Here is an 18,343-nt window from a genome sequence, read left to right on the forward strand (position 1 = left end):
GTGGTCGGCAGGAGGTGCAACCCGCCGCGGGGGGCCTCGTGCCCGTCGGCGAGCCGCCCGGCGCGGGCCGCGGCGGCGCGGGTGAGGCGCGGTTCGGGCGGGGTGGCACCGGGCCCGGTGCCACCCCCGAGATCGACCGTGACTGGGACCATCACCCTGCAGCGCCTCCGGTAAACGTCCGGTCTCCGCCACCCTGCGCAGCAGCGCCCCGCGGGCGAGCCAGGCCGTGGAGGGCTGATAGGCGTCCAGAAGTACGACGTCGGCGTGGCTCACGGCCATCTCCCACTGCCCGTCCGAGTCGTGTCGGCCGCCTCGGCCCACAGCTCTGCCGCGGGCGCGACCCCGCGGCGGCCCACGGCGAGGGCCTCGGCCTCGGTGCTGGAGACGTCGACCAGCCAGCCGGCCCGGCCCTCGCTGACGTGGTCGAGGGTGGTCAGGGCGGTGGAGGTGTGGAAGGGCTCGGTGTGGGTGGTGGTCACCGCCGGGACCAGACGGATCCTGGTGGTCAGGGGCGCGGCGCGGGCGAGTATGGCCACCGCGTCGAACCGGCCGGCGCTGTCGTCGGGCGGTGGCGCGGGGGAGCCGCCGACGGTGACGAAGTCCAGGGTGCCCTGCTCGGCGAGGCTGATCAGGTCCGTCCAGTGGGCGGCGTTGAGGGACTCGGCGGGGCGGTGGCCGGCCCCGCCGAGTGCGATGGAGAGGTGGAGTTCGCGGGGCATGACCTCGTGTCCTGGACGAAGGCGGGGGTGTGCAGGCGTCGTACGGCCTGCGCACCCCGGGTCGGCTACTTGTTGGTCTTGGGCAGGCCGGGCGGGTTGATCTCGGACTTGGTCACGGCCTCGTCGGACAGTCCCCAGCGCTGAAGCACCTTGGCGTACGTGCCGTTGTCGATGACGTGGTTGAGGGCGTCGGCGAGCGGCTTGACCAGGCCGCTGTCCTTCTTGGTGGTGGCCGCGATGAGGCCCTGGAGGGTGGCGCCGGCACCGGAATAGGTGCCGACGACCTCGCTCTTGCCGGTGGTGGCCGCGTGGTAGGCGGCGGTGGGGTTGGGGCCGAGGTAGAGGTCGATGCGGCCGGACTGGAGGGCGAGGTAGGTGTCGCTGTCGTTCTGGTAGTACTTGATGTTCACCGGCTTGCGGCCGGCCTTCTCGTTCTCCTTGCTCCATTCGATGAGCAGCTTCTCCTGGTTCGTTCCGCTGCTGACGGCGACGGTCTTGCCGGCCACGTCCTCGGGCCCGGTGATCTTCAGGCCGCTGCCCTTCTTCGCCTCGAAGCCCAGGTTGTCCTCGCGGTAGGTGGCGAAGTCGTACTTCTCCTTGCGCTCCTCGGTGACGGTGATGTTGCTGAACCCGACGTCGTACTTGGCGCTGTCCAGGCCGACGAAGATGTTCTCCCAGGAGACCGTGTTGATGTGCAGCTTGAGGCCGAGCACGTCGGCGACCAGAGTGGCGATGTCGGGCTCCACGCCGATGATGGTCTTGTTGTCGGTGGCGAAGAAGGTCAGCGGCGCGGCGGAGCCGGACGAGTCGACGATCTCCAGGGTGCCTCTCTTGCGGATCTTCTCCGGGACCTCGGCGGCTATGGAGTCGACCTTGTCGGTGGTGATGCGGTTCTGGTCCGGGCTGATGTTGATCTTCGTCTTGCTGCCCGACGTGGCCGCGACCTCGGTCGTGCCGCCGTCGGAGGGGTTGCTGCACGCGGCGAGGACGAGGGCGGTGGCGAGTCCGAGCGCGGCTGCGGCGATGCGGCGGGTGATCGAGGTGGACATGGTCGTGCTCCTTGCTTGCGGAAAGGGGTGAGGGCTGGTCAGAGGACCTTGGAGAGGAAGGCGCGGGTGCGCTCGTGCTGCGGGTCGTCCAGGACGGCTGTGGGCGGGCCCTGCTCCACGACGACTCCGCCGTCCATGAACACCACGGTGTCGGCGACCTCGCGGGCGAATCCGATCTCGTGGGTCACGACGATCATGGTGGTTCCGGTGCGGGCCAGGTCCTTGATGACGTCGAGGACTTCGCCGACCAGTTCCGGGTCGAGCGCCGAGGTGGGCTCGTCGAAGAGCAGCACCTTGGGTTCGAGGGCGAGTGCGCGGGCGATGGCCACGCGCTGCTGCTGGCCGCCGGAGAGCTGCCGGGGGTAGGCGACGGCCTTGTCGGCGAGGCCGACCCGGTCGAGGAGCCGGCGGGCGGTCTCCTCCGCTGCCTTGCGCGGGCGGCGCAGCGCGGAGACGGGGGCCTCGATCAGGTTCTCCAGGACGGTCAGATGGGGGAAGAGGTTGAAGTTCTGGAAGACGAACCCGATGTGGGTGCGCTGCTTCAGGACGTCCTTCTCCTTCAGCTCGTGCAGCTTGCTCCCGGAGCGGCGGTAGCCGATGAGTTCGCCGTCGATGCTGATCCAGCCGCCGTTGACCTTCTCCAGGTGGTTGATGGTGCGCAGCAGCGTGGACTTTCCTGAGCCGGACGGGCCGAGGATCACGGTGACCTCGCCGGCGCGGACCTTCAGGTCGACGCCGCGCAGCACCTCCAGCGGGCCGAAGCTCTTGTGGACGCCGTGGACGTCCACCATCACATCGTCGACCGTCGGCTGCGCGTCCTTGACGGCCACCGTCACGTCGCTCATCGGCTGTCTCCCAAGGGCTTGAGGGGTATGACGGGCTGGTTGCGCTGGGCGGCGGCCGCGCGCAGGGTTCGCACGAAGCGGCGGGCGCGCTGGAGCGGGGTGGGCGGCGGCGTGCGGTTGGCGCCCCGGGCGTAGCGGCGCTCCACGTAGTACTGCGCGATGGACAGCAGGGAGGTCAGCACCACGTACCAGGCGGTGGCGACCAGCAGCAGCGGGATCACCCGGCCGTTGCGGCCGTAGATGACCTGCACCTGGTAGAACAGCTCGCCGATGGACATCACGTAGACCACCGAGGTGCCCTTGAGCAGGCCGATGATCTCGTTGCCTGCGGTGGGCAGGATGGCGCGCATGGCCTGCGGCAGCACGATCCGGCGGATCTGCCGCAGCCGGGGAATGCCCAGTGCGGCGGCGGCCTCCAGCTGTCCGTGGTCGACGGCGATGACACCACCGCGCACGATCTCGGCGGCGTAGGCGGCCTGGTGCAGCGTCAGCCCGATGACGGCGGCGCCCATGGTGCCGATGATGCTGTTGCTGTCGACGGACCAGAACACCGGGCCGAAGGGGATGCCGAAGCCCAGCCTCTCGTACAGGGCGCTCAGGTTGAACCAGAACACCAGCTGGACGATCATCGGGATGGACCGGAAGATCCAGATGTAGGTCCAGGCGACGGTCTGCAGCACCGGGCTGCGCGACAGCCGCATGAAGGCCAGGACGGTGCCCAGGAGGAAGCCCAGTACGGTGGCGTACGCGGTGAGCTGAAGGGTCACCCACACCGCCTGCACGATCGTCTCGGACAGCACGTAGTCGCGGAAGACACCCCACTCCCAGACCGGGTTGGTGGCCAGACCGTGCACGAACTGGGCGACCAGCACGATCACGGCGACGGCCGCCGCCCAGCGGGCGTAGTGGCGGGCGGGTACGACCTTGAGGGAGGCCGGATCGTCCGAGGCGGGCGGGGCCCCGGGGCCGGTGCCCGGGGTGTCCGCGCCGGGCGGCGCGGTGTCGGTGGTGGATGGCAGCGTGGACATCGTGAACGTTCCTGCTCAACTCTCAGGTGTGCTCGGGCGGGTTGATCCGCGACGCGTCGATCGCGGAGGCGGAGGTGCCCCACTTCTTGAGGATCCGGGCGTACGTGCCGTCCTTGATCAGCTCGTTGACGGCGGCCTGGAAGGCCTTGGTGAGCGGGGAGCCCTTCTTGAAGGCGAAGCCGACGTCGAGGCGGTGGAACTCGCCGAGGAAGGTGCTCTGAGAGGCGGGCTGGGCCGCCTGGTAGCGCAGGCCGTTGATGGTCGACATGATCACGTCGATACGGCCCTGCTGGAGTGCGGTGAGGGTCGCCGCGTTCTCCGAGTAGACCTTCACGTCGTACGGCTTCTTGCCCGCCTTGGCGCACACGCCCTTCTGCGCGGTGAGGGTCGCTTCGAAGGTGGTGCCGGCGCCGGTGCCGATGGTCAGCCCGCACAGCTGGGTGAGGTCGGTGACCTTCTTGCCGAGGGCGGTGTTGCCCTTCTTCACCGCGAAGCCCTGGCCGTCGTTGATGTAGGTGACGAAGTCGATGGTCTTCAAGCGTTCGGTGGTGACCCCGAAGTTGCCGGTCCCGAAGTCGTACTTGCCGCTGCCCAGGGCGGGCAGGATCGTCTCGAAGGAGGCGTCCTGCCGCTCCAGCTTCACGCCGAGGACCTTGGCCACCGCGTCGGCGATGTCGATGTCCTGGCCGGCGGGTGGCTTGTCCTGCCCGTTCGGGTAGTACGCCCCGGGCGGGAACCCGATCGAACTGCCGACGCGGAGCGTGCCCGCTTCGCGGATGCCGGCGGGCAGCAGGGCGGCGGCGGAGTCCACCTTGCGTACGGCGGCGACCGGGTCGTCGGTCGGCGCGGGGGACGCCTGAGCGCCCGCCGGTGTGGTGTCGGAGGTGTCGCCGGAGCCACACGCGGTCAGCGCCACTACGGGCAGCAGCGCGATGGTCGCGGCGATGCGCAGGCGGGTTCTGATCGGGCGAAGGTTCACAGGTCGGCTGCCTTTCCCGTGCGTGCTGTGCGTGCTTCGGCCGGCAGATGCTTCTCGAAGGGCAGCGGGCCGATGGTTTCCGGGTCGGCCTCGGTGTCGAACAGCGGTGTGTAGCCGGTGGCCAGGTACAGGCCGCGGGCCTCCGGCTGGCGTGGCCCGGTGGTCAGGTAGATCCGCCGGTAGCCGCGTGTGCCCGCCTCGCGTTCCAGCTCGGCGATGACCCGTCGGGCGAGGCCACGCCGCCGGTGGGCGCAGTGGGTCCAGATCCGCTTCAGTTCGGCGGTGGTCGCGTCGTACCGCCGGAAGGCGCCGCCCGCGACGGGCTCGCCGTGCTCCGGCAGCAGGAGCAGCAGGCCGCCGTACGGTTCGGTGAACTCCTCGTCGGGGTAGCGGGAGATCTCGGCGTGGGCGTCCTTGCCGTAGCGCGTGGAGTACTCGTGGCCGAGTTCGCGCAGCAGGGGTCTCACGCGCGGGTCGGAGACAGGGACATGAAGCACCGTCACATTCACTGTTGAGGATGGCGGTTGGGCTACGGAGGTCATTCGCCCACCGCCGCAAGGGTTTGCGTCCCGCGTGCCGCCCGCTCGGCGTCGCGCTTGGCGACCTCCTCGCGGACGATCGGGATCACATACCGGCCGAAGTCGATGGCGTCGCCCAGCAGGTCGTAGCCGCGGGCGGAGAGGATGTCGACGCCGAGGTCGTAGTAGTCGAGCAGCGCCTGGGCGACTGTCTCGGGGGTGCCGACCAGGGCGTTGGAGTTGCCCGCGCCGCCGGTGGCGGCGGCGGTCGGGGTCCACAGGGCGCGGTCGTAGCGCTCCCCTGCCTCGGCGATGGCGATCAGCCGCTGCGATCCGGTGTTCTGGGGCTGTGCGTGGCCGTTGTGGCGCTTGGTGATCGCCTCGCCCTTCTCCTTGCGGGCCTTGATCGCGCCGACCGTGCGGTGGGCCTTCTCCCAGGCCAGCTCCTCGGTCGGGGCGATGATCGGGCGGAAGGCGACCTGGATGCGGGGCACGTCGGTGCGGCCCGCGGCCTTCGCGGCGGCCTTGACGTTCTCGATCTGCTCGGCGGTCTTCGCAAGGGGCTCGCCCCACAGGCAGTAGATGTCGGCCTCGGCGCCCCCCGCGGCGTACGCGGCAGGGGACGAGCCGCCGAACGAGACGTTCGGGCGGGGCTGTTGGACGGGGAAGACGTCGCTGACGAAGTCGTGGAAGCGGTAGTGCTCGCCCTCGTGGTCGAAGGGCTCGTGGGTGGTCCAGATCTTCTTGACGATCCGGATGTACTCGAGAGTGCGGGCGTAGCGCTCGTCCTTGGTGAGGGTGTCGCCCTCGCGGCCCTGCTCGTGGTCGTTGCCGCCGGTGATGAAGTGCACGGTCAGCCGGCCCTCGCTGATCTGGTCGAGGGTGGCGAAGGTCTTGGCGGCGAAGGTGGGATAGGACACGTTGGGCCGGTGGGCGAGCAGGATCTGCAGGTGTTCCAGCCTGCTCGCGATGTACGCGGCGGCCGGTGCGGGGTCCGGCGATCCGGAGCCGTAGGCGAACAGCACCCGGTCCCACCCGTGGTCCTCGTGGGTCCGGGCGAGCCGGAGCGTGTACTCCTTGTCGAACGCGGGGCCAGAGCGCGGGGTGGTTTCGGAGCCGTCGTTGGTGGCGGCGATGCCGAGGAACTCCACTGGCATGGGAGATGGCCTTTCAGGGTGCGGCGACACGCAGGCATGACGGAATTGCCTTGCGTGCAGGCGTGAGCGCACAGACCGTCAGGCAGACGGGTCGGTGCAGTCGTGACGACGTCGAGCGTCGGGAGAAGCAGAGCTGCGGCAGCGCGCGTGAGGAGAGAACTCGGCCCGCGACGGGGTCACCGAGGGAGGGAAGGGCCGGTCAGACGGCCCGCTGCCGAGTCAGGCGCAACACGCGGCCGACCACACCCGACCGAAGTCGATGTGATCGCGCGAGACCAAGCGCTGCTGGGCATTCATGCGACTAATTGAGCAGTACATCGTGGCGCTCGTCAAGCAGCGCCCGGATGCCGGACCGACCGGGGCTGGCGCTGCTCTGGGCGCTGTTGACACATCGATGCCCTGGGCACATACGATCGACAGCGGATCGGCCGCCCTGCGCGGCAGCCTCTCCGGCCGCGTTGAGGGACGCGGCGAATGTGACGACGCCGAGCCCCGGCCGCACCGTACGCACGCAGCGCCTGTGCCGTTGCGCTCCCTGCGAGTGCCACCGGATGGTCACCCACGCCTGCGATCCCCTCCCCCGGAGAGCCTCTCGATGGTCACGCCTTCCGAAGTCACGCCGGCCCCTGCGACGAAACCCCCGAAACGGGCGAGCGCGCCTGGCCCCGACGTGCCGCGGATCGTGCCGCGCCGGCACCTCGGCCGCTGGGCGACCGCTGCCGCCGCGCTGCTGCTGTTCGCGATGGTGCTCAACTCCGTCGTCCGCAACGACGCCTTCCAATGGAGCGTGGTGGGCCGGTACTTCACCACCGCCGCCGTGCTCGACGGACTGCTGCTCTCCCTGTGGCTGACCGCCGTGGTGATGGTGCTCGGCTTCCTGCTCGGCACCGTGCTCGCGGTGATGCGGCTGTCGGCCAACCCTGTGCTGCGCACGCTGAGTTGGGGCTATGTGTGGATCTTCCGGTCCACGCCTCTGCTGGTGCAGCTGCTGTTCTGGTTCAACATCGGCGCCCTGTACCCGACTATCGGCCTCGGCATCCCGTTCGGCCCGCAGTTCCTCACCGTCAAGACGGTCAACCTCCTCGGCCCCACCCTGACCGCCGTCATCGGTCTGACCCTGCACGAGACCGCGTACGCCGCCGAGGTGGTGCGCGGCGGCATCCTCTCCGTGGACTCCGGGCAGACCGAGGCCGCACAGGCACTCGGGCTGAGCAGACGCCGCACCCTGCGCCGGATCGTCGTCCCCCAGGCGATGCGCTCGATCGTGCCCACGGCCGGGAACATGCTGATCGGCACGCTCAAGGGCACCAGCATCGTCAGCGTGCTGGCCGTGCACGACCTGCTGTACTCGGTGCAGCTGATCTACAACCAGACCTACCAGGTCATCCCGCTGCTGATGGTCGCCACCCTGTGGTACATCGCGGTCACCACAGTGCTCAGCGTGGGCCAGTTCTACGTCGAGCGGTACTACGCGCGCGGCAACGCCCGCGCCCTGCCGCCGACCCCGCTGCAGCGGCTGCGCGGCCACCTGACCGCCGTACGCCACCGACTGAGCGCGGCGACCGCTGCCGACGCCCGCCCGGCGATCGGCGGTGACCGGTGAGCAGCACCCCTTCGCCGGCCGTCCTGGTCGTCGTCGGCGCGGGGCCGCGCGCCACGGGCCTGCTGGAGCGGATCGCCGCCAACGCATCCGAACTGTGGGACGACGTACGGGAGTTGCGCATCCATCTGGTGGACCCGCATCCGCCCGGCCCGGGACGCATCTGGCGCCACGAGCAGTCGGCGCTGCTGCGGATGAACTCCATGGCCGAGGACGTCACCATGTTCACCGACGAGTCCTCCACGATCGACGGCCCGGTACAGCCGGGCCCCTCGCTCGCCGAGTGGGCCTCCCAGTTCTCCGGCAGGGGCCCGCACCACGCCCCGTACGCCGAACCCGCCGACCCGGAGGTGCTCGCCGAACTGCGCACGCTCGACGGGTCCGACTTCCCCACCCGCCGCGCCCAGAGCGCCTACCTGGACTGGGTGTTCCGCAGGACGCTGGCCCAGCTGCCGCCCACCGTCACGGTCGAGTGGCAACCCACCACCGCGACCGCCGTCACCGGACCCCCGGACGGCCCGCAGCAGGTGCACCTCGCCGACCGAGCCACTCCGCTCACCGCCGACCTGGTGATCCTGGCCCAGGGACACCTCGGCTCCCCTCCCGCCGCCGAGCACCGTGACCACGCCGACTTCGCCCGCCGGCACGGCCGCTTCCACCTCCCGCCGGAGTTCACCGCCGACGCCGACCTGTCCGCGCTGCGACCCGGCGAACACGTCATCCTGCGCGGCTTCGGGCTGGCCTCCATCGACCTGATGACCCTGCTCACCGAGGGCCGCGGCGGCACCTACCGCACCGAGGCCGACGGCACCCTCACCTACCTCCCGTCCGGCCGCGAGCCCGTCCTGCACGTCGGATCGCGGCGCGGGGTGCCGTACCACTCCAAGACGCGCTACCGCCTCCAGGGCCCCCGGCCTCCGCTGCCGCGCCACTTCGGCCCCGAGGCGGTCGACGCGCTGCTCGCCGAGGGGCGGCCGCTGGACCTGCGGCGGGACGTGTGGCCGCTGATGGCCAAGGAGATCGGCTTCGGCCACTACCACGAGCTCTTCCACGCCCACCCCGAGCGCACGGCCCTCCCCTGGCCGGAGTTCGTCGCCGCGTACGACCGCCTGGGCTGGTACGACGCCGAGATGGCCGACCTCGTCGCCGTGGCCGTACCGGACCCGGTGGACCGCCTGGACTTCGAGGTCCTGGACCGCCCGCTGGACGGCCTCGTGTTCGCCGCGCCGGAGGCCCTCCAGGAGCACCTGCGCGACCACATCGCCCGGGACGTCGCCCGCCGCGAGGACCAGGCGTTCAGTGCCGACCTCGGCGCGTTCCTCGCCCTGCTCTCCGTCTACGGCCAACTGCCCCGCCTCGTCGCCTCCGGCCGGCTCACCGCCCGCTCGGTCGCCGACGACCTCGACGGCTGGTGGCACGGCTTCTTCAGCTTCCTCGCCTGCGGTCCGCCCGGCTTCCGCCTGCGCCAACTCCTCGCGCTGTCCCGGGCCGGCATCGCCCACTTCCTGGGGGCGGGTATCCGCATCGCCACCGACGAGACGAGGGGCACCTTCACCGCGACCAGCCCCACCGTGTCCGGCCACACCACCCACGCCACGGCCCTGATCGAGGCGTACCTGCCGGGCCCCTCCCTGGCCCGCACCGAGGACCCGCTCCTGCGGGGCCTGTATCGGGAAGGCGCACTCGCCGAGGAGGTCATCGCCGACCCCACCCACACCCACCGCTCCGGCCTGCTCGCCGTCTCCCCCACGGACGGTCACGTCCTCGACCCGTCCCTCGACAGCGCCCACCCCCGCCGCATCGCCCTCGGCGCCCCCACCAACAGCCGGGCCGTCGCCGCCTTCGCCCGCCCTCGCATCAACGCGCCGGCCTTCCGCCAGAACGACGCGGTCGCCCGCGCGCTCCTGCGTGCCCTGAGCGCCACCGAGGCTGAGACGGCAACGTCACTGGTGGACGGCCGACCTCTCAGAGTGTGAGACCTTCCCTACTTTTCCTATGGAATTACTAGGGAAGCCTTGACGGCGTCTGCCGGGGGTGCACAAGATGGTGAACATGTCCCGTAAGCAGCAACGACTCGTTCGTCGTCGGCATGTCGACTTTGGTCACGTCGTCAGTGCCGCCTGCTGCCACGCGTAAGGCACACGGCTCGCACCTTCGCCCGTGCCGCTCCACTTCCCCCCTTTCCCAGGCGATCCGGCGAATGCACCCACTGCGCCTGATGGCCCGACACACTTCTGAGGGACAACCGCCATGACCACGGCACTTCCGGCCCAGGCCACCCCACACGATCCGCTCCTCTCCGACACGCCCCGTCTTCGCCTGGTGGACGATTCCGCTCGGAGAGACACCCAGGGACGCACTTCCGCGCCGCTCGTCGGCTACCTCGTGCTCGTCCCTGAGGGCACCGATCCCACCGAGCTCTTCGCCAAGGACAGGCCGCGGCCGGAGATCCGACCGGTCGCCGCCGCAGGCCCGGCCCCTGTCCGGCGGACGGCAGACGACGTCGTCCGCATCGATCCGGCGCGACATGTCGCCGAGGTCGACGGACGTGAACTCGACCTCACCTACCTGGAGTTCGAGCTGCTGGCGCATCTCGTTCAGCATCCCCACCACGTGCAGACGCGTGATCGGCTGGTGGCCGCCGTCTGGGGCTACGACCACATCGGCGACGGCCGCACCGTGGATGTCCACATCGCCCGCCTGCGCCGCAAGCTGGGCGAAGCTCACCGGCACCGCATCGTCACCGTCCGGCGCGTGGGCTACAAGTACGTGCCCGGCCAGCAGGAGAGCTCCACCGCCGCGCTCTGCGGCCGACCTTGAGGAGACCACTTCCATGGGCCCTGCCTCCGCGCCCTCCCGCCCCGCCTCGCTGTTCGACCGGACCGGGCCCGGCCATACCCACTGGCTGCGCGTGGCCCGCGAGGCGGCGGACGACCTGGCCACGGACGCGGTGGCCAGGGAGCAGGCGGGCAAGGCCCCGGTCGACGAGGTGTCCCGGCTGCGCGAGGCGGGACTGCTGACGCTCCTGACGCCGGCCGAGTCCCAGGCAGGCGGCGCGGACTGGCCCACGGCCTACGCCGTCGTCCGGGAGATCGCCGCGGCCGACGGCGCGATCGGTCAGCTGCTCGGCTGTCACTACTTCCTGTCGTGGAGCGCCCGGTTCTTCGCCGGGCCCGCACTCGCCGCGCAGATAGAAGAGCGGTCCGCAGCCGAACAGTGGTGCTGGGGCGGCGGATTCGCGCGTCAGGAGCCGCCTCTGATGCTGGCCAGGACCTCCAAGGGACAGGTGCTCAACGGTCGGCAGAGCTACACCACCGGGGTCCTGGTCGCCGATCGTCTCGCCGTGCGCGCCGTGCGGGAGGACACGGGTGAACCGCTCGCCGTCGTGGTGGATCCCGCCCGTCGCGGTGTGGTGATCGACGGCGATGCCGACACCTTCGGCCAGCGGCTCGCGGCCGGCGGCAGCGTGGAGTTCGACGACGCACCGGTGGGTGCCGACGACGTGCTCGGCTCCCTGTCCGCGGACGAGGACCTGCTGTCGCCCCGGGCCGCCCTGGCATCTCCGGTCGGGCGTCTCTTCTCCGCCCAGCTCCTTCTCGGCATGGCCGAGGGCGTGCTCGCCGAGGCCCGTGAGTACAGCAGGACGGGCCACGCACCCTGGCACCCCGCCTGGCCGACCGGCACCCCGCACGACCCGCAGGTGCAGGCCGCCTACGGAGAACTCACCGTCCTCACCCACTCCGTGTCCGCACTCACCGATCAAGCACTGGAAGCCGTGCGAGGCGGCCTCGAGCGCGGCGAAGACCTCACCTACGACGAATGCGCGGACATCTCCGCCCTCGTGGCCATGGCCGAAACCGCCGCAGCCCGGGCAGCGCAGGAGTCCACCACCCGCGCCCTCGACATCATCGGCGCCCGCTCCACCTCCGCACGGCTGGGCTTCGACCGGTTCTGGCGCAATGCCAGGACCCACACCCTGTACGAGCCCGTCGCCCACCGGCTCCGCGACGTCGGAGAGTACTTCCTCAACGGCGCCCACCCTCCGTTCGTCCTGCCCGCCTGACCGGGAGGCGGGGACTTTCAAAGGCCTGCCGTGACCTGGCCAACGGGGCTGGCCGGGCTGGCGGTCGGCCTGCTCATAGCGGTGGTGACCGCGCCCGTGGGGGTGTCGGGTGCGGTGTTCATGCTGCCCGTGCAGTTGAGCGTCCTCGGGGTGCCCAGCCCGGCCGTCACGCCCACCAATCTGCTGTTCAACGTGGTGGCCGCGCCCGGCGCCCTGCTGCGCCACCACCGCGAGGGCCTGCTGCACGGTCCGCTGACGCGGCGCCTGGTGACCGGCACGCTGCCCGGGGTGGTCATCGGCGCAGTGCTACGGGTCTTCGCCGTCCCGGGGGCCACCGTCTTCCGCCTTCTGGTCGCCGTTCTGCTGATGCCACTGGTCCGGTGGCTCATCGGGCGCACCCTCCGGCCCGCCCGGCCGGCCCCTGCTGCGGAACCCTCGTCCCGGACCGTCACCGGAATGGCCCTCGTCGTCGGGGTCGTCGGCGGGATCTACGGGATCGGCGGCGGATCCATCCTCGGCCCCATACTGGTCGGCCGGGGTATGCCCGTCGCCCGCGTGGCACCAGCCGCCCTCGCCTCCACGTTCACCACCTCCGTGACCGGGGCCGCGGCCTTCGCGCTGGTCTCCCTGACGGGCTCCGGTGACATCACCCCTGACTGGTACCTCGGTCCGGCCTGCGGCCTCGGCTGACTGATCGGCGGCTACCTCGGGGCACACCTGCAACCTCGGCTGCCCGAAACGGCACTGCGTCTCCTGCTCGGCACCCTGGCCACCGCCCTCGGTGCCCTCTACGCCGTGCAGTCTCTGCGCTGACGGCGGTGGCGGCACAAACGGCAGTCACCACGCCACCCCCATCCAGAGAATTGTGAACGCCGCGCTTCATTGGCATGTCGGACCGTTGAGAACATAAGACGCATACGCAAGCGACATTGACCTGGCTGGATTTCGCTGCAACTCTCGTGGCTGTGAGCACGTCCGAGACCCTCGCCGCGCGCCTGCACGTCGATCTGCGACGTCAGGCCAGCGCCATCTGTGCCGCCGGTCGCCGCACTCACTGACAGGCACAGCTCCCCTTCGCTCCATTTCACAGTCGGCTTCTACGCAAGCCGCTGCTTTTTTCACCAGACGTCGGCCCTCACCATAGCCATTTCTGCTGAGGCCTCTTCTCCGCCGTTCGACGTCTGCCCTTTCCTTTCCCCGTTTCCCGAACAGGAACCTGCCATGGCCACGACGGCATCGACCCGACGTCACTTCCTCACCCTGCTCGGTCTTTCGGCGGTGTCGGTGAGCTGCGGCACGACCGCGTCCGGAACACCGTCCGCCAAGGACCAGACCAAGACGCTGAGATACCAGGGCTGGGCCGGTCAGGTCACGTTGCCCGAACTGGCCGCGGATCTCGGCTATCTGGAGGACGTGAAGCTGAAGTGGGTCGGCAACACGATCAGCGGACCGCAGGACATCCAGTCCGCGGCCACGGGTCAGGTCGACTTCGGCGGCGCTTTCAACGGCGCGGTCGTCAAGCTGGCCGCCCACAACGCTCCCATCAAGGCCGTCATCAGTTACTACGGCGCCGACAAGTACGCCTACAACGGCTTCTACGTCCTCAAGGACAGCCCGCTCCGCTCGGCCCGGGACCTGATCGGCAAGAAGGTCGGGATGAACACCCTCGGAGCCCACTCCGAGGCCATGCTCGACATCTACCTTCAGCGAGGCGGTCTGTCCCAGGCCGACATCGACAAGGTCGAGCCGCTCGTGGTGCCCCCGGTCAACACCGAGCAGTCCCTGCGCCAGAAGCAGATCGACGTGGCCGTACTCGGCGGCATCCTGCGCGACAAGGCACTGGAGAGCGGCGGTATCCGCCCACTGTTCACGGACTACCAGTTGCTCGGCGCGTTCAGCGCCGGCACGTACGTGATGACGGACCGCTTCCTGAAGCAGAACCCCGACACGGCCCGGACCTTCGTCACCGCCGTGGGGCGGGCCATCGAGTGGTCCCGTTCCACTCCGCACGACGAGGTCGTCGACCGGATGACGGAGATCGTGAAGAAGCGCGGCCGCAACGAGGACACCGCACCGCTGAAGTTCTGGCGGTCCTACGGCGTCGCCGAGACGGCGGGCCGGATCAGCGGCAAGGAACTCCAGTTGTGGATCGACTGGCTGGCCGAGCGGGGCGACATCAAGAAGGGCCAGGTCACGCTGTCGGACCTCTACACCAACGAGTTCAACGACTACAAGAAGTCCTCCGCCGCGAAGAGCGGGAGCTGATCCCATGCCGGAAGCCACCACGCAATCCACGACGCCCAAGATCGTGTTCGAGGACGTACGGAAGGACTTCACCGTCAAGGACCGAACGGGGGCCGGGCAGGCCACCCGGTTCACCGCCCTCGACGGTATCGACCTGGAGATAGCGGACGGCGAGTTCGTCGTCCTGGTCGGTCCCAGCGGCTGCGGAAAGTCGACGCTGCTGGAGCTGCTCGGCGGCCTCACCCAGCCCACTGGCGGACGGATCCTGCTGGACGGCGAACCCGTCACCGGGCCGGGCCTGGACCGCGGCATCGTGTTCCAGCAGTACGCGCTGCTGCCATGGCGCACGGCGCAGGGCAACGTCGAGTTCGGCCTGGAAGCCACCGGCGTCCCACGGCGCCAACGTGCCGCACTTGCCCAGGACTTCCTGGACCTGGTCGGCCTGACCGGGTTCGAGGACCGCCACCCGCACGAGCTGTCGGGCGGAATGCGGCAGCGGGTGGCGATCGCCCGCAGCCTCGCCTACGACCCCGACGTGCTGCTGATGGACGAGCCGTTCGCCGCGCTGGACGCCCAGACCCGGGAGTCGCTGCAGGACGAACTCCTGCGCATCTGGCAGCGCACCGGCAAGACCGTCGTCTTCATCACCCACGGCATCGACGAGGCCGTCTACCTGGGACAGCGCGTCGCCGTCATGACGTCGAGGCCCGGCCGGATCAAGCAGATCGTGCCGGTCGCCCTCGGCTCCCGTACGGCGACGGACGACCTCCGCTCCAGCCCCGAGTTCGCACGGCACCGCCACGAGATCTGGTCGCTGCTGCACGACGAGGTGGCCAGGGCCCAGCAGTTGGAGAAGGAAGAGGCCTCCGTATGAGCTCCACGACCGGCACGACCGCCGAGAAGGCCGACGCGACCCTCGCGACCGACTCGGCGAACACGACAGAAACCGTCCAGGCACTTTCCCTCACCAAGTCCGCCGAGTCCGCTATGTCCCCTGAGGCCGGCGCATCCACCGCGCCCGCGCCCGGCGCCTCATCACCGCCGGACGCGCGCCGGGCTCCCTCCCTCACGGCCCGTGTCCGCCGGACGGCGCTGCGCACGGTCCGCCGACTGCCGTATCTGCTGCTGAAGGGGGCGATCAAGTCCGCGGCCATCGTGGCCCTGCTCCTGCTGTGGGAGATCGCGCCACGAGCCGGTCTGGTGGACAGGACCTTCCTGCCGCCGTTCAGCGAGGTCGCCGACGCCTGGTGGGGGCTCGCCGCAGACGGTCAGCTCGCCGACAACGCGCGTGCCAGCCTGGCGCGTTCGTTCAGCGGATTCGGTATCGCCGTAGCCGTCGCCGTACCGCTCGGGCTGCTGATCGGCTGGTACCGGCCGATCGCCGACCTCCTCGGACCGCTGCTGGAGGTGTTCCGCAACACCGCGGCGCTGGCCCTGCTGCCGGTGTTCGTCCTGCTGCTGGGCATCGGCGAGACCTCGAAGATCTCCATCGTGGTGTACGCGTGCACCTGGCCGATCCTGCTCAACACCATCAGCGCGGTCCGTAACGTGGACCCGACCCTGCTGAAGCTGGCGAAGTCGATGGACCTGTCCGCACCCCGCCTGTTCCAGAAGGTCATCCTGCCGTCCTCGGTGCCGGTGATGTTCACCGGCATCCGGCTGGCAGGCGCGGCGGCCATCCTGGTGCTGGTCGCCGCGGAGATGATCGGTGCCAAGGCGGGCCTCGGCTATCTGGTCAACGCCTCGCAGTACAACTTCGCGATCCCGCAGATGTACTCGGGCATCATCACGATCTCCGCCATCGGCGTTGTCTTCAACCAGTTCCTGGTGACCGTCGAGCGACGGCTCAGCTCCTGGCGCGTACCCGCGGGCGGCTGACCCGCCGCCATCACTCCTCCCCTCTCCGCCCTCCCCTCTCCCCTGTCACCCGCTCGCCCCGCAGCCCCCGATCCGAGGAACCCCATGACCGCGCCCAGACCCCGTCAGCTGCATCTCAACGCCTTTCTGATGAACGCGGGCCACCACGACGCCGCCTGGCGCCACCCGCGAACCCAGCCCGAACGGGTAACCGACCTGCGCTACTTCCAGCAGCTCGCGCAGACCGCCGAACGCGGCCTGCTCGACTCGGTCTTCCTCGCCGACGGCCTCGCCCTGTGGGGCAAGGTCCGGCACAACGCGCTCGGGGGCTTCGAACCGCTCACCCTGCTGTCCGCCCTGGCGGCGGTCACCGAGCACGTCGGTCTGATCGCCACTGTGTCCACCACCTTCAACGAGCCCTTCCACACCGCCCGCAAGTTCGCCTCCCTGGACCACATCAGCGGTGGCCGGGCCGGCTGGAACATCGTCACCTCCGGCACCGTGAACGAGGCCCGCAACTTCGGCCAGGACGAGCACCTGGAGCACGCGCTGCGCTACGAGCGGGCGCGGGAGTTCGTCGACGTCGCCACCAAGCTGTGGGACAGCTGGGAGGACGACGCGATCCTGCTCGACCGTGAGCGCGGTGTGTACGCCGACACCGACAAGGTGCGGGAGATCAACCACCGCGGGGAGTACTTCGGGGTGCAGGGCCCGCTGAACGTACCGCGCAGCCCGCAAGGGTACCCGCTGCTGGTGCAGGCCGGTTCGTCGGAGGACGGCAAGGAGTTCGCCGCCCAGTACGCCGAGGCCGTCTTCACCGCCCAGCAGACCCTCGCCGACGGCCAGGCCTTCTACAAGGACCTCAAGTCCCGGCTCGCCCGCTACGGCCGCACCGGGGACCAGCTGCTGGTGCTTCCCGGCATCGCGCCCGTCATCGGCTCGACGGAGGCGGAAGCTCGCTCCCTGGAGCAGGAGTTGACGGAACTACAGGTCCCGGAGTACGGGCTGGCCCAGCTGTCCGGGATGCTCGGCACCGATCTGACCGGACTGCCGCTGGACGGGCCGCTGCCCGAGCTGCCCGAGGAGCGGGACATCAACGGCAACAAGAGCCGCTTCACGCTCGTCGCCGAACTCGCCCGCCGTGACGGCCTCACCCTGCGCGAGCTCATCGCCCGCCTCGGCGGCGGACGGGGTCACCGTGTCTACGCCGGTACGCCGGAGCAGATAGCGGACGAGATCGAGGAGTGGTTCACCGAGGGTGCCGCCGACGGCTTCAACATCATGCCGCCCCATCTGCCGGGCGGCCTGGAGGACTTCGTCGACCACGTCGTGCCGATCCTGCAGCGGCGCGGTCTGTTCCGCACCGAGTACACCGGCCGCACCCTGCGCGAGAACTACGGCCTGGCCCGCCCCTCCAACCGGCTGGCACCGGCCGCCACAGGAGAGGGAGTGGCCGCCGTATGACCGGTCTCGACCTCACCGCGGACGTTCTGGTGGTCGGCGGCGGCCCTGCCGCCACCTGGGCCGCGCTCAAGGCGGCCCAGGACGGGGCGGACGTGGTCCTCACCGACAAGGGTTACTGCGGCACCAGCGGCGCCACCGCCTCCGCCGGAACGGGCGTCTGGTACGTCCCCCCGGAACCCGCCGCGCGCGAGGCGGCCATGGCGAGCAGGGAGGCCCTGGGCGGCTACCTGGCCGACCGGCGCTGGATGGCCCGGGTACTGGAGCAGACGTACGCCGGGGTGAACGAGCTGGCTGCGGCAGGGCGCTATCCCTTCCCGACGGGAGCGGACGGGAAGCAGCTCAGGAACGGCCTCCAGGGGCCGGAGTACATGCGCAGGATGCGGATCCGCGTGCAGCGGGCCGGGGCACGCATCCTCGACCACAGCCCGGTCACCGAACTGCTCACCGATCCCTCCGGGGCGGTCGCCGGGGCCCGGGGGCACCGGCGGCAGGCCGGGCAGCCGTACCGGGTGCGCGCCGGGGCGGTCGTGCTGGCCACGGGCGGCTGCGCGTTCCTCAGCGGTGCGCTGGGATGCAACGTCAACACCGGCGACGGTGCGCTGTTCGCTGCGGAGGCGGGCGCGGAGCTGTCCGGGATGGAGTTCTCCAACGCCTACGGCATCGCGCCCGAGGGCACCTCCGTGACCAAGACCGCGTTCTACCTCTGATCTTGGCCAGTGCTCCGTCCTTCAGGGCGGGGGTGAAGGCCATCCTTGGGTCGGAGGCGCGGAGCGCCGGAGTGCTCTGCGCCTCCGGGGTGACGGTCAGACGGGGCGCTGCT

Annotated in this window: 17 protein-coding genes and 1 pseudogene; 11 read left to right on the top strand and 7 right to left on the bottom strand. The window is 70.3% G+C overall.

Annotated features, from left to right (window positions below):
• Window positions 1-269 precede the first annotated feature (269 nt).
• From ACFYX0_RS42435 to ACFYX0_RS42465, 7 genes are all read right to left on the bottom strand, one after another.
• Window positions 270-719 (bottom strand): LLM class flavin-dependent oxidoreductase, encoded by a 450-nt coding sequence (locus ACFYX0_RS42435; RefSeq protein ID WP_388979833.1) that lies wholly within the window; start codon window positions 717-719, stop codon window positions 270-272.
• 65 nt (window positions 720-784) lie between these two features.
• Entirely contained in the window at window positions 785-1,768 is a 984-nt protein-coding gene (locus ACFYX0_RS42440) for an ABC transporter substrate-binding protein (RefSeq protein WP_388979835.1), read from the bottom strand.
• 38 nt (window positions 1,769-1,806) lie between these two features.
• Window positions 1,807-2,613 carry an amino acid ABC transporter ATP-binding protein gene (locus ACFYX0_RS42445; RefSeq protein WP_388979838.1) on the bottom strand — a complete coding sequence of 269 codons (807 nt, stop codon included), beginning with the start codon at window positions 2,611-2,613 and terminating at the stop codon, window positions 1,807-1,809.
• On the bottom strand, window positions 2,610-3,632 hold the full coding sequence (locus ACFYX0_RS42450) for an amino acid ABC transporter permease (RefSeq protein ID WP_388979869.1): 1,023 nt from the start codon (window positions 3,630-3,632) through the stop codon (window positions 2,610-2,612). The genes ACFYX0_RS42445 and ACFYX0_RS42450 overlap by 4 nt, the downstream gene beginning before the upstream one ends.
• Before the next feature lie 31 nt (window positions 3,633-3,663).
• On the bottom strand, window positions 3,664-4,620 hold the full coding sequence (locus tag ACFYX0_RS42455; RefSeq protein ID WP_388979841.1) for an ABC transporter substrate-binding protein: 957 nt from the start codon (window positions 4,618-4,620) through the stop codon (window positions 3,664-3,666).
• The gene (locus ACFYX0_RS42460; RefSeq protein ID WP_388979843.1) at window positions 4,617-5,162 is read right to left on the bottom strand and encodes a GNAT family N-acetyltransferase; all 546 of its coding nucleotides are present in this window, start codon (window positions 5,160-5,162) and stop codon (window positions 4,617-4,619) included. Before ACFYX0_RS42460 ends, ACFYX0_RS42455 begins: the two co-directional genes overlap by 4 nt.
• The gene (locus ACFYX0_RS42465; RefSeq protein ID WP_388979845.1) at window positions 5,159-6,295 is read right to left on the bottom strand and encodes an LLM class flavin-dependent oxidoreductase; all 1,137 of its coding nucleotides are present in this window, start codon (window positions 6,293-6,295) and stop codon (window positions 5,159-5,161) included. Before ACFYX0_RS42465 ends, ACFYX0_RS42460 begins: the two co-directional genes overlap by 4 nt.
• A gap of 595 nt (window positions 6,296-6,890) precedes the next feature.
• On the opposite strand from ACFYX0_RS42465, the gene ACFYX0_RS42470 reads away from it, so the two are divergent.
• From ACFYX0_RS42470 to ACFYX0_RS42520, 11 genes and pseudogenes are all read left to right on the top strand, one after another.
• Window positions 6,891-7,898, top strand: coding sequence for an amino acid ABC transporter permease (locus ACFYX0_RS42470; RefSeq protein WP_388979848.1), 1,008 nt, complete (start codon window positions 6,891-6,893; stop codon window positions 7,896-7,898).
• Window positions 7,895-9,871: an FAD/NAD(P)-binding protein gene (locus tag ACFYX0_RS42475; RefSeq protein ID WP_388979850.1), complete on the top strand. Its 1,977-nt coding sequence runs from the start codon at window positions 7,895-7,897 to the stop codon at window positions 9,869-9,871. Before ACFYX0_RS42470 ends, ACFYX0_RS42475 begins: the two co-directional genes overlap by 4 nt.
• Before the next feature lie 274 nt (window positions 9,872-10,145).
• Window positions 10,146-10,715 carry a winged helix-turn-helix domain-containing protein gene (locus ACFYX0_RS42480; RefSeq protein WP_388979853.1) on the top strand — a complete coding sequence of 190 codons (570 nt, stop codon included), beginning with the start codon at window positions 10,146-10,148 and terminating at the stop codon, window positions 10,713-10,715.
• Between the two features lie 13 nt (window positions 10,716-10,728).
• Window positions 10,729-11,958, top strand: coding sequence for an acyl-CoA dehydrogenase family protein (locus tag ACFYX0_RS42485; protein WP_388979855.1), 1,230 nt, complete (start codon window positions 10,729-10,731; stop codon window positions 11,956-11,958).
• 30 nt (window positions 11,959-11,988) lie between these two features.
• A pseudogene (locus ACFYX0_RS42490) lies at window positions 11,989-12,771 on the top strand (TSUP family transporter).
• A gap of 152 nt (window positions 12,772-12,923) precedes the next feature.
• Window positions 12,924-13,016, top strand: a complete 93-nt coding sequence (locus ACFYX0_RS42495) for a putative leader peptide (protein WP_388979858.1) — start codon at window positions 12,924-12,926, stop codon at window positions 13,014-13,016.
• Between the two features lie 163 nt (window positions 13,017-13,179).
• On the top strand, window positions 13,180-14,223 hold the full coding sequence (locus ACFYX0_RS42500) for an ABC transporter substrate-binding protein (RefSeq protein WP_388979859.1): 1,044 nt from the start codon (window positions 13,180-13,182) through the stop codon (window positions 14,221-14,223).
• A gap of 4 nt (window positions 14,224-14,227) precedes the next feature.
• Entirely contained in the window at window positions 14,228-15,076 is an 849-nt protein-coding gene (locus tag ACFYX0_RS42505; protein ID WP_388979860.1) for an ABC transporter ATP-binding protein, read from the top strand.
• Window positions 15,073-16,080, top strand: a complete 1,008-nt coding sequence (locus ACFYX0_RS42510) for an ABC transporter permease (protein WP_388979862.1) — start codon at window positions 15,073-15,075, stop codon at window positions 16,078-16,080. The genes ACFYX0_RS42505 and ACFYX0_RS42510 overlap by 4 nt, the downstream gene beginning before the upstream one ends.
• A gap of 84 nt (window positions 16,081-16,164) precedes the next feature.
• Window positions 16,165-17,523 (top strand): LLM class flavin-dependent oxidoreductase, encoded by a 1,359-nt coding sequence (locus ACFYX0_RS42515; protein WP_388979865.1) that lies wholly within the window; start codon window positions 16,165-16,167, stop codon window positions 17,521-17,523.
• Complete coding sequence (locus ACFYX0_RS42520) at window positions 17,520-18,230, top strand: FAD-dependent oxidoreductase (protein ID WP_388979866.1); 711 nt, start codon at window positions 17,520-17,522, stop codon at window positions 18,228-18,230. The genes ACFYX0_RS42515 and ACFYX0_RS42520 overlap by 4 nt, the downstream gene beginning before the upstream one ends.
• Window positions 18,231-18,343 lie beyond the last annotated feature (113 nt).

Source organism: Streptomyces sp. NPDC002573, assembly GCF_042889625.1.
GTDB classification, from domain to species: domain Bacteria; phylum Actinomycetota; class Actinomycetes; order Streptomycetales; family Streptomycetaceae; genus Streptomyces; species Streptomyces gibsoniae.

Coding starts and splice junctions, on each gene's coding strand:
- ACFYX0_RS42435 (WP_388979833.1), bottom strand. CDS start 719: ATGCCCCGCGAACTCCACCTCTCCATCGCACTCGGCGGGGCCGGCCAC.
- ACFYX0_RS42440 (WP_388979835.1), bottom strand. CDS start 1,768: ATGTCCACCTCGATCACCCGCCGCATCGCCGCAGCCGCGCTCGGACTC.
- ACFYX0_RS42445 (WP_388979838.1), bottom strand. CDS start 2,613: ATGAGCGACGTGACGGTGGCCGTCAAGGACGCGCAGCCGACGGTCGAC.
- ACFYX0_RS42460 (WP_388979843.1), bottom strand. CDS start 5,162: ATGACCTCCGTAGCCCAACCGCCATCCTCAACAGTGAATGTGACGGTG.
- ACFYX0_RS42465 (WP_388979845.1), bottom strand. CDS start 6,295: ATGCCAGTGGAGTTCCTCGGCATCGCCGCCACCAACGACGGCTCCGAA.
- ACFYX0_RS42470 (WP_388979848.1), top strand. CDS start 6,891: ATGGTCACGCCTTCCGAAGTCACGCCGGCCCCTGCGACGAAACCCCCG.
- ACFYX0_RS42480 (WP_388979853.1), top strand. CDS start 10,146: ATGACCACGGCACTTCCGGCCCAGGCCACCCCACACGATCCGCTCCTC.
- ACFYX0_RS42485 (WP_388979855.1), top strand. CDS start 10,729: ATGGGCCCTGCCTCCGCGCCCTCCCGCCCCGCCTCGCTGTTCGACCGG.
- ACFYX0_RS42500 (WP_388979859.1), top strand. CDS start 13,180: ATGGCCACGACGGCATCGACCCGACGTCACTTCCTCACCCTGCTCGGT.
- ACFYX0_RS42505 (WP_388979860.1), top strand. CDS start 14,228: ATGCCGGAAGCCACCACGCAATCCACGACGCCCAAGATCGTGTTCGAG.
- ACFYX0_RS42510 (WP_388979862.1), top strand. CDS start 15,073: ATGAGCTCCACGACCGGCACGACCGCCGAGAAGGCCGACGCGACCCTC.
- ACFYX0_RS42515 (WP_388979865.1), top strand. CDS start 16,165: ATGACCGCGCCCAGACCCCGTCAGCTGCATCTCAACGCCTTTCTGATG.
- ACFYX0_RS42520 (WP_388979866.1), top strand. CDS start 17,520: ATGACCGGTCTCGACCTCACCGCGGACGTTCTGGTGGTCGGCGGCGGC.